Here is a 10,062-nt window from a genome sequence, read left to right as displayed (position 1 = left end):
TCTTCGCCGGGCAGCCAGGCCTGGTAGCCTTCCAGCTCGGCGCCAAGCTTCACACCAAGCAACAGTTTCTTACCGCATCCTCGTCGTTCTGCTGTGCAGCCAGACGGGCGGCCTTACGTTCTTCGTCGGCCTGCTTTTCTTTTTCGTCGAAGCGGTCATAGGCGTCGACGATGCGCTGTACCAGCGGATGGCGAACCACGTCGGCGTTGGTAAAGCGGGTAATGCCAATGCCGGGAACGCCATCGAGCACTTCCAGACCGTGTTTCAGGCCTGAGTAGACGCCACGTGGCAGGTCGACCTGAGTAACGTCACCGGTGATCACCGCTTTGGAGCCAAAGCCAACACGGGTGAGGAACATCTTCATCTGTTCTTTGGTGGTGTTCTGCGATTCGTCGAGGATCACAAACGAGTGGCTGAGGGTACGGCCACGCATATAGGCCAGCGGTGCAATTTCAATCACATTGCGTTCCAGCAGGCGGGCAACCTGTTCAAAACCCAGCATTTCATAGAGCGCGTCGTACAGCGGGCGCAGATAAGGGTCGATTTTCTGTGCCAGATCGCCGGGCAGGAAGCCCAGTTTTTCGCCGGCTTCAACCGCAGGACGTACCAGCAGGATGCGCTTCACTTCGTCACGCTGCAGCGCTTCGACGGCGGCGGCAACGGCGAGGAAGGTTTTACCGGTACCGGCCGGGCCCACGCCGAAGTTGATATCAAATTCACGCACGCGCTGCAGGTAGTCAAGCTGGTGCGGACCGCGCGGCTTGATGATGGCCTGTGGCGTTTTAATGGTGCGGCTGTCGTAATCGGATTTGGCTTTGCGTCCGGCGGCCTGCTCGCTGCCGTCTTCCTGCAGTAACAGATGGATCAGATCCGGCGTGATCGGCGTGCCATTGGCGGTTTCGCGGTACAGGCGCTGAATCAGCAGGGCGGCACGCTGTGCCAGCTTCACCTTACCTTCGATGGTGAATTTATTACCGCGGTTATAGATTTCCAGCTCGAAGTGGTCGGCAATCTGCTCGATATGGCTGTCAAAATGGCCGCACAGATTGGCCAGACGCTGTGCATCATCCGGTTCCAGAGCAAAGCTGGTGCTGTGGCGGTTGGGGCTGGCGCTTTCAGTCTCGGCAGGCTGGACAGGCTCAATGGATTCTGGTTGCTCAGTATCTTTGCGGGTCAATGAGAACTCTCTCTGTGGGCTTTTGTTTATGTGGCCCGGCTCTGGCCTGGCCACATAAATCACGAATGAGGTTAGTAGGCTAACTCTGGATTAAGCAGGATGCCACGCAAACTGTTTGGGTACGCATCCTCGATGCTGACTTTAACGAATTTGCCGATCAGGCTGTGATCGTCGGCCTTGAAGTTCACCACCCGGTTGTTTTCGGTACGGCCCTGTAATTCGCCCGGGTCTTTACGTGATACGCCGGTAACCAGAATGGTTTCTTCACGGCCTACCATGCGGCGGCTGATCTGCTGTGCATGCTGCACGATGCGGGCCTGCAGAATCTGCAGACGCTGCTTTTTCAGCTCTTCCGGCGTGTCATCTTCCAGATTGGCGGCCGGTGTTCCCGGACGCGCACTGTAAATGAAGCTGAAGGAGGTGTCGAAGCCGATACGGTTGATCAGGTTCATGGTGTCTTCGAAATCTTCGGCGGTTTCACCCGGGAAGCCGACGATAAAGTCTGAAGAAATCGAAATGTCTGGGCGCAGTGCTTTGATACGTTCGATTTTATCGATGTACATATCGATTTCATGGCCACGTTTCATGGCCGCCAGAATGCGGTTGGAGCCGCTCTGTACCGGCAGATGCAGGTGGCTGACCAGTTCCGGCACTTCGGCGTACACGTTGATCAGGCTGTCACTGAATTCCAGCGGGTGTGAGGTGGTGAAACGGATACGGTCGATGCCGTCGATATCGGCCACCAGAGTAATCAGCTCTGCCAGATCGGCCACTTCGCCATCGCTGGTGTCACCGCGGTAGGCGTTAACGTTCTGACCCAGCAGGTTAACTTCACGTACACCCTGATCGGCCAGCGCCTGAACTTCTTTCAGTACATCGGCCAGCGGACGGCTGACTTCTTCGCCGCGGGTGTATGGTACGACACAGAAAGTACAGTATTTGGAACAGCCTTCCATGATGGAGACAAAGGCAGAACAGCCTTCTACTTTCGGGGTCGGCAGATGATCGAATTTTTCGATTTCAGGGAAGGTAACGTCCACCACCTGAATGGCATTGCTGGCCTTGTTCACCATATCCGGCAGACGGTGCAGGGTTTGCGGACCGAACACCATATCCACAAACGGAGCGCGCTTGATGATGGCATCGCCTTCCTGTGAGGCGACGCAACCGCCGACGCCGATTTTCAGATCCGGATTCTTGGTTTTCAGGCCTTTCCAGCGGCCCAGTTCATGGAACACTTTTTCCTGGGCTTTTTCGCGGATCGAGCAGGTATTGAGCAGAATAACGTCCGCTTCTTCCGGGTTATCGGTCAGCTCCATCTTATGACTTTCGCCCAGCATGTCGGCCATACGTGATGAATCGTACTCATTCATCTGGCAACCGTGGGTCTTGATGTACAGCTTTTTCACCTGGTCAGTCATGAGGGAGTTTCCGGCCTCGTCAGCGGTTTATACAAAAGGGGCAACATTATACTGTCCCTGCTCAGTTAGTCACCAGTATCCGTCGGCTGTCTGCATCCTGTCTTGCCCGCCCGTGTTACAATTGCTCTCTTTTTCTTTGTCCGGTGCTTTAACCGGCATTTCAGGTCGACAAGCAGGCACCATGAGCAGTAAAGACAAGCAGGAACCGACTTACCGTATTGTGTATCAGCAGCAGGGCGATGTGGTCGAGATATACGCCCGCTACATCTATCAGAGCGATCTGCATGGTTTTATTGAGGTGGAGCAGCTGCTCTTTGGCGAGCGTTCTTCTCTGGTGGTTGATCCGGATGCCGAGAAACTGAAAGCCACCTTTGCCGATGTAAAGCGTACCTTTATTCCGATGCACAGCATCGTGCGCATTGATGAGGTGGAAAAAGAAGGCAGCCCGAAAATCAGTAAGGGCGAAGGTTCGAATATTTCGCACTTTCCGACCCGTTTTCTGCCACCGCGTGACGAAGACGAGTAAAATCTGAGCGGCGAAAGAGCACAAAAAAGCCCGGATTACCGGGCTTTTTTGTGGCTCAGCGGCCAGGATTAACGGAGTCGGGATTAACGGTTACGCATCAGGGCTTCAATCGACGCCGCATATTCGCCAGCCTGTTCGTCCAGTGGCTGGTGACGGATGTCTTCATGTTTAAGTGCGACGCTGATGCGGTACAGCCAGCGTTCCATGCGCAGGGCGATGGCTTCGGCGTCATCTTTGCTGGCATCCAGGATTTCGTTACTCAGGTTGGTGATCACTTCGGCATGCTGAGCTGCCTTTGTGGCGGCTACGGTCGCCTTGGCGATGGCACCCTTGGCACGCGGTGTTTTGCTGATTAGCGCCTGAGCCTGCAGCAGGGATTTCTGCGCGGTATCCCAGCTGATCGGAGCAACAGAAGCGCCACCTTTGTTTTTGATACGTTCGAGATGATCTTTAACCGGCTGCAACTGGATGTACTCGATGGTGGCAACCTCAACGCGGTGCATCTCCGCTAACAGCAGTTTCTGTCCGGCATCGACTTTGATGGTCTGGTGGTCTTCCATCAGATCAATCAGTTTTACCAGTTCTTCTTCAATGGCCAGATAGTCGGCCGGGAAGTACTGATCGGCCTTGATGTCTTTCAGCACCTGACGGTGATCCAGGGTTGGCTTCAGCTGTTTGAGAATGTCTTTTTTTACATTCAGGCCGGCCTCAACGGTTTTCAGCGAGGTCATGGCAACGGTTTTTACAACGCCATCGGGCTCGCCGCTGGTCAGCATTTCCTGTGCTTCCAGTAGTTGTTTCTGTGCCAGCTCAAGGTGGCGTGGGGCGTAAAAACGCAGGTTTTCGCTTTTGCCCAACTCAATTTTGGATTGTGCGTGCTGGATGGTGCGGGAGGCCGATTCGTCCGCCATCGCAGCGTCACGTTTGGCATCGAGGCTGATGGCATCAAAGTTAGCGATTGGTGTGGCGCAGCCGGACAGCAGTAACAAACCGCAGCCGGTGATCAGGGTGCGGGTAAAGAGTGAGTGCATGGTAATTCCCCGGAGTTCTGTCAGTGTTTGTTATTAGACCCTGATGTTAACACCATTTTTCACGCTGACTGAACGTTTACGGCGCAATCGGTGCCAAAGGGTAAATACAGAATTTGTCATCACTGCCCGGCGTTATTGTGCGGCTGCGTCTTGTCACTGTCATGCAGCCCTGCTATATAACGGATATAGCCAAGCATAAGGGAGGTTCGTCAGACTCATTGCCACGCAGGCTCCATTTAATCATGGTGAATACGGAGTGATCCCTATGAATGCAGAGATGCAACCCTTGTTTTGGCGTATCAGTGATCAGGACCAGAGCGGTTTCGAAGCCGTAAGCCTGTTAATGCCTGCCGGTACCGCCGGTGAAGATCCGGCAGAATTTCCCACCGAAGTCAGTTTCCGTTCCAACCGCAGCAGTCATCATCCTGTCGACCTTCGCTGGTCAGAAGAAGACTCCGATCTGTTTATGAGTTTGCTTGATCGCCTTATGGAGCCAGAAGAGGAGGGCGACATCGAGGTGGATATCAGCGATGGTGTGATTCAGGGCATTGTGCAGCTGGTGGCGCTGGCGCGCTTCAAAACGCCGTGGCCGACTGACGAACTGGTAGGGGACGACATTATTACCGAGCGTGAAGAACTGGAGGTGGGTGATCTGGTGGCGCTCAATACCAAATATGGTTTTGCCCTGGCGATTATCGTCGGACTGGATTCGATCGATGCGACCTGTGTGCTGCTGGACGCGCTGATGGATAACGACCAGCTGCTGATTCCGGATCACAGCCTGCTGATGGTAAACCGTCTGTGTGTGTTACCGGCGTCATTTGCGGAGGCCGATCTGGGCGAGGATGCCATCATTCATTAACTGATGGCTCGCCCGGATGACGGTGGATCAGGCGCTCTGTCGTGCCGTGGCGCGGTTGCGCTTCTGGGTCAGAGTCAGCTGAGTCAGCATGGAATAAAAATCACTGCCGCTGTTACGTACTGCTGGAGTCATCGCGGCACTGGCTGGCATCGTGGTGGTTGATTCTGACGCCTGAGGTAAGCTGTTCGACATGGTATGTCTCCTTAGTTAGATTTGAATCAACGAGAGTGAACGTTCATTCAGGGTCTGGCGTTTAAAAAAAGGCCTTGTGGGCCTGTTTTGTTCATCCGGCTGTTACGCTTTGATGGCGTCCCAGCACAGATTCAGCAAATCTTCGGCTTGCACCGCCTGTGGAAACATCTGCGGTGATAGCTGTTGTTTCTTGGCCATCATGGTCAGACTGCCGAAAGTCATGGTGGTGATGATTTCATCCGGCAGGTCTTTGATCAGCATCTGGCTTTTGCCCTCGGCCAGCAGCCGGGTCAGCGCTTTATTCATCGGCTCCAGTGCTTTTTCCCGTTGCAGCTCACTGATGGCTGGCGAGGCTGACAATTGTTCCATCAGTGCACGGTCTCTGGGATGCTCACGCATGTAACGGTAAAAATTTCCCCAGAAGCTGTAAAATCTTTTCTTGATACAGGCACTTTCGTCATAGCCGGCCATACAGTGGCTCGCCATTACTTCGGTCAGATGCAGAAACAACTGCTGCACTAATTCTTCTTTGGTCTCGAAATAACGGTAGATGGTACCAGCACCGCAACATGCATGCTTTGCGACCATCGCCATAGGGCAGGAGTGTAATCCCTGCTCTGCAATCAGATCGGCGGTGGCTTCCAGAATTTGCTGGCGTTTATCCATGTTCTTTCGTGTTTCGGACTGAACGTTCATTCTGTTCCTCTTCCGGCGCGCAGACAAGTCAGATTTGTCCCACTGATGCACCAGTCTGTTGTTCTCATAATCAGGATGTTGTAACCGCGTCACTCTGCTCTGCCGGAATGCGGCACAGCGCAAGATTGGCCAGCAGTGCCGTGCACAGCATGACCGCCATCATCGGCAGTGGTGTGCCGTTATGCAGGTGGCCCCAGATGAGGCCAAACAAAGCGCCACTGCAGAAAACACTGACGCCGGTCAGAGCAGTGGCTGTTGCACTGATATCACGGAAATAATGCAGGATGGTTGCCGTGGCATTGGCTGAAATCAGGCCGAGTGAGCCAATAAACAGCATCATTAAAGGCAAGGTCAGGGACAATGAGGCCTGCTGGGGATATGCGCTAAACAGCAGAACCAGCAGCAGCGCACTACTCAGTTGCAGACTAAGTCCGGCCCTGAGTATCTGCTGGCTGTCGAAACGGCGCAGCAGCAGTATATTCAGGCGGTTCATTGCCATCATGGTCAGAACGTTAGCGCCAAACAGCCAGGGGAAGTGCTCGGCATCTTGCTCAAAGTAATCCAGATACAGGTAAGGCGAGGCGGTAATAAAGACAAACATGCCAGTGGATGCCAGTGCCTGAGCCAGAATAAAGCGGCGAGCACGGACATGTCTGATGACCCGCAGGTAGTCACGCACCGGCAGACGTTGCTGACGTTTGTGTGGCGGGTGACTTTCTTCCAGCTGCCAGACGAGAATGATCAGCACCAGCACCGCATAGATGGTCAGTGTCTGAAAAATGGTGCGCCAGCCGGCAAAGGATAAGGTCAGGGCGCCGAGCATCGGCGCGACCAGCGGTGCCAGCATCATAATCATGGACACCAGTGATAAGGTTTTGGCGACATCCGCTCCCTGAAAACGGTCACGGACAATGGCGCTGGAATTAACCGTTGCCAGCCCACCGCCGATGGCCTGCAGGAAGCGCAGTGCCAGCAGTGCCTCAAGCGAAGTGGTCAGCATCAGTGCAGCGCTGCTGAGGGCAAACAGAACCAGGCCGGTGATGATCAGGGGACGGCGGCCGTAGCGGTCAGACAGAGGTCCGCCACCGAGCTGACCAAGTGCAAAGCCCAGCAGGTAACTGCTGACGGATAACTCCACCAGGTGGATGCTGGTTTGCAGATCGCCGGCCATTGCCTCCATCGCCGGAAGATACATATCAATGGCCAAAGGCGAAAGTGCTGTCAGCAAGGCCAACAGCAGAGGAAGTGGCAGTGTAAGTGCGGGCATAGTGTTACCGATAGAGGCTGCCGGGCGCTGCTCGGCGAAGATAATGTCAGACATGGTCTGCAGAATGAGTATTTTAGCCCTAATGCCTTGCCACAGTGAGAGGCGGGGTGGAACGGATTGTTCAGGTTATCTGTCGGCGGACATAACAAGGGCCTTCCGTGGAAGGCCCTTATATGGCTTTACTGCAGAGTGTTGCGATTATTCAATCAGGCGCCCGATCAGGAAACCGTGTGCACCACGATCGCTTTCTGTGGTGTTAAGCAGGCGTAGTAGTACCAGCTTGCCATTGGCACTGACATAACCGTCCAGTGTTGTTTCGCTGTCGTACAGTTTTATGGCAGAGGCCGAGCCGAACTCAGCCGCCAGCGGGTCATCACTGGAGCTATAGTCTTCGCTGCTGCGGACAACGGTGAAGTTGGTATTACGTAGTCTGACCTCTTGGTTATTGACCGTAACCACCGGCGCTGCCGGAGTGCTGCCAAAGCTCAGGGTACCGCGGATCAGATTGGCGGAAGAGCCACGGTCATTGGCATCAACAGCGTATTCAACGCCGCGCAGTTCATAGGTTTTACCGGTGAAGTCAGCCGCTATGAGGGTAGAGTTATCGATGGCCAGACCAATATAGCGCTCATTGACCAGGGTTTTTACCGGTGTGCTGTTATAGCTTCCTTTGGATGTTGTCCCCATTAATGTCGACATAAATAACGCTCCATTGGGAGTCGCTATCCCTTCCATAATGGCATTACCACCGTCAGGCAACAGGGCTGCTGCAAGGCTGCTTGGAATACGGAATTGTCCGCTCTTGCTGCCGTCGATAGCAAAAATTGCCTGGCGTTCACTGGCAGGAGTCTGTGGATCATTACTGGGAGATTCTTCGCCTGAGAGAACGGAAAAGCTGCCAAGACTCTCAGAGTAGACGCCGCCAGACAGTTCTATGTCATGGCTGTAACGACTGCCAACCCGGCCGGACCCACTGAGGCCGGGGTCAGACTCGATGGTGGCGGTGATGACGGACGGCGTACCACTGTCTTTCGTGATGTTCCAGCGCTGCAGCTCTGAGACCAGCGCATGTGCAAAGGTTTCATCCGTCGCCTGAGACAGGACAATCACCCCATAATCGTTCTGGAAACTGTCCTGGCTGAAATTGCCGCTGTTCTTAACAAGCAGCAGGTTTTCGACATCAAAGTCACGGTACCTTAGCTGGCTGGTATCAGCACTGCCGTCAGCCTTGGCAGCAAAGCCTTCGCTGTGGTTCATATTCAGCGCCAGGTAGCTGCCGGTATCGACGGGCATAAAGGTCAGGATGTTGGAGTAATCGTAACGGACAACTTCATTACCCTGACCATCCGTATCCTGTTCAACCGAGGTTGGATCGTTGATAGTAATCACGCCCTGAGCATCGACCTTGCCGTCCAGGGTAAAGTTTTCACTATCGACTTGTGGTACCAGTTGTCCGTCCGTAACAGACTGGGCTGCACTGCCGGGGCCGTTAAAGAAACTGCCGTAGGGATAACGGTTTTCCAGCCGCCAGCTTTCGGCCGAACCTTTGATGCTTAAGCTGAAGACGGATGGATCACTGGCCGACGCCGTTACACTCAGTCCGGAAACCAGATTCAGATCAAAATCAAACTCCGTCTGCTGATTACTGAAAGCGCTGCTGCTGAACATCTGGTTAGGAATATAAATCCGGTAATTACCGGCCAGAGCGGCGGCGGCCCCGGCGGCGGCCCGGATTCTTACTGTAACCCTGTCTATGTCATCGTAGCCTGCAGCATCCTTGGCGCGCAGAGCAAAAACCAGATCGCCGCTGGCTTGTGGGGCAGTGAAACTGGTGGTTAAGGCCGTGGGAGTATTCAGGCTGACGGGAGTGCCGGATACCTGAGTCCATTGGTAGGTGAGATTCGTGCCACTGATCAGGTTGCCGGTCAGTGTTACGCCGGCCTGATTCGGTGTGGCGCTCAGGTCTGCGCCGGCATCAATTTCCGGCGGATTAATATTACTGACACCGCTGTTGCTATCGGCACTGTCTTTCTCGTTGCTGAGGCCGGTGGTGATGGTTCCCGGAACATTACCGTTAGCCGCAGCAACGGCATTGGCAGCGGCGAGAATAGCGGCAATATTCAGTTCACCGGTATCGGTGCCATTCCAGTAGAGCTGACCACCATTGGCGGTAAAATTCTGGGCAAAAGTGCTGAGCACCTGCTGGATGCTTTCACCACGCTGCCCGGCCAGCTCGGCGAGGGCGGCGGTTATCAGACCATAGGCGATGCCGGATGGATCATCGCTGTTCTGTGCTGAGGTCGGATCCAGAGGGGAGGTCAGCAGAAGATCCACGGCGCCGACTTTATCTGCACTCAGTCCGAACAGTTGCCGTACCCGGTTATTCAGGCGGCGTATCAGATCCGCGTTAACACCACTCTGAGCGGCACTGTATTGGGCAGCGATGTGTGTCAGTGACGTGATATTGGCGGTATAGCTGTTGTCTTCCAGGGATGAAGTGCTGATCGAGGGCAGCAGGGCGGACATTTCAAAGTCGGTAGCCAGATCGAAGGATTCACCGAAGTCGATGGCTGCGGAGCCGGGATTATTCGTATTGCGGTCGTCAGGAATAACAGGGTAATCACCACAACCGGAGCTGGCATCGCAGATCATTTCAGCGCCTTCCTGCCAGCTTATTTTTACCAGAGCAGGGCCGTTATAAGCCTCTTCTGAGGTTGCTGTCAGATTGTAGCGACCTTCCAAATCGGTTGTGCCGGTTGCGAATGCTGTCTCTTCAATATTTCCATTGATCAGACGGAAGAGTTCCGCCTTGGCACCTATGACGGTTCCTTTGACGGCGAGGCCTGTCAGGCTGACACGTTCAACAGTCACTGCTTCGCCGGCCTGGCCA

At 54.4% G+C, this 10,062-nt stretch carries 9 protein-coding genes; 2 read left to right on the top strand and 7 right to left on the bottom strand.

Annotated elements, in window-relative coordinates:
* Positions 1–49 precede the first annotated feature (49 nt).
* Positions 50–1,144 (bottom strand): PhoH family protein, encoded by a 1,095-nt coding sequence (locus tag B3P58_RS05405; RefSeq protein WP_414716562.1) that lies wholly within the window; start codon positions 1,142–1,144, stop codon positions 50–52.
* A gap of 104 nt (positions 1,145–1,248) precedes the next feature.
* Entirely contained in the window at positions 1,249–2,598 is a 1,350-nt protein-coding gene (gene miaB / locus B3P58_RS05400; protein WP_145469560.1) for a tRNA (N6-isopentenyl adenosine(37)-C2)-methylthiotransferase MiaB, read from the bottom strand.
* A 181-nt stretch (positions 2,599–2,779) separates the two neighbouring features.
* On the opposite strand from miaB, the gene B3P58_RS05395 reads away from it, so the two are divergent.
* The gene (locus B3P58_RS05395) at positions 2,780–3,124 is read left to right on the top strand and encodes a DUF1820 family protein (protein WP_145469559.1); all 345 of its coding nucleotides are present in this window, start codon (positions 2,780–2,782) and stop codon (positions 3,122–3,124) included.
* A gap of 83 nt (positions 3,125–3,207) precedes the next feature.
* On the opposite strand, the gene B3P58_RS05390 is transcribed toward B3P58_RS05395, so the two are convergent.
* Positions 3,208–4,155: a hypothetical protein gene (locus B3P58_RS05390; protein WP_286716426.1), complete on the bottom strand. Its 948-nt coding sequence runs from the start codon at positions 4,153–4,155 to the stop codon at positions 3,208–3,210.
* Positions 4,156–4,420: 265 nt separating this feature from the next.
* On the opposite strand from B3P58_RS05390, the gene B3P58_RS05385 reads away from it, so the two are divergent.
* Positions 4,421–5,017 (top strand): hypothetical protein, encoded by a 597-nt coding sequence (locus tag B3P58_RS05385; RefSeq protein ID WP_145469557.1) that lies wholly within the window; start codon positions 4,421–4,423, stop codon positions 5,015–5,017.
* A 27-nt stretch (positions 5,018–5,044) separates the two neighbouring features.
* Here B3P58_RS05385 and B3P58_RS05380 read toward each other — a convergent pair whose 3' ends face one another.
* The 4 genes from B3P58_RS05380 to B3P58_RS05365 form a co-directional block, all read right to left on the bottom strand.
* Positions 5,045–5,209: a hypothetical protein gene (locus B3P58_RS05380; RefSeq protein WP_186435952.1), complete on the bottom strand. Its 165-nt coding sequence runs from the start codon at positions 5,207–5,209 to the stop codon at positions 5,045–5,047.
* A gap of 102 nt (positions 5,210–5,311) precedes the next feature.
* Complete coding sequence (locus B3P58_RS05375; protein ID WP_145469556.1) at positions 5,312–5,905, bottom strand: TetR/AcrR family transcriptional regulator; 594 nt, start codon at positions 5,903–5,905, stop codon at positions 5,312–5,314.
* A gap of 70 nt (positions 5,906–5,975) precedes the next feature.
* On the bottom strand, positions 5,976–7,226 hold the full coding sequence (locus B3P58_RS05370; protein ID WP_286716425.1) for a multidrug effflux MFS transporter: 1,251 nt from the start codon (positions 7,224–7,226) through the stop codon (positions 5,976–5,978).
* Positions 7,227–7,370: 144 nt separating this feature from the next.
* The coding region (locus tag B3P58_RS05365; protein WP_286716424.1) for a PKD domain-containing protein at positions 7,371–10,062 on the bottom strand (2,692 nt) is incomplete at its 5' end.

The sequence above is a fragment of the Thalassolituus sp. UBA2009 genome (assembly GCF_002335285.1).
GTDB classification, from domain to species: Bacteria; Pseudomonadota; Gammaproteobacteria; order Pseudomonadales; family Oceanobacteraceae; genus Venatoribacter; species Venatoribacter alkanivorans.
The sequence above is the reverse complement of the archived record's forward strand: the minus strand, read 5'-3'. Positions and strand labels throughout refer to the sequence as shown.

Bases quoted from the DNA above. Each gene is read 5' to 3' on its own strand.
- B3P58_RS05375 (WP_145469556.1), bottom strand. From the start codon at position 5,905: ATGAACGTTCAGTCCGAAACACGAAAGAACATGGATAAACGCCAGCAA.
- B3P58_RS05390 (WP_286716426.1), bottom strand. From the start codon at position 4,155: ATGCACTCACTCTTTACCCGCACCCTGATCACCGGCTGCGGTTTGTTA.
- miaB (WP_145469560.1), bottom strand. From the start codon at position 2,598: ATGACTGACCAGGTGAAAAAGCTGTACATCAAGACCCACGGTTGCCAG.
- B3P58_RS05385 (WP_145469557.1), top strand. From the start codon at position 4,421: ATGAATGCAGAGATGCAACCCTTGTTTTGGCGTATCAGTGATCAGGAC.
- B3P58_RS05370 (WP_286716425.1), bottom strand. From the start codon at position 7,226: ATGTCTGACATTATCTTCGCCGAGCAGCGCCCGGCAGCCTCTATCGGT.
- B3P58_RS05395 (WP_145469559.1), top strand. From the start codon at position 2,780: ATGAGCAGTAAAGACAAGCAGGAACCGACTTACCGTATTGTGTATCAG.
- B3P58_RS05380 (WP_186435952.1), bottom strand. From the start codon at position 5,209: ATGTCGAACAGCTTACCTCAGGCGTCAGAATCAACCACCACGATGCCA.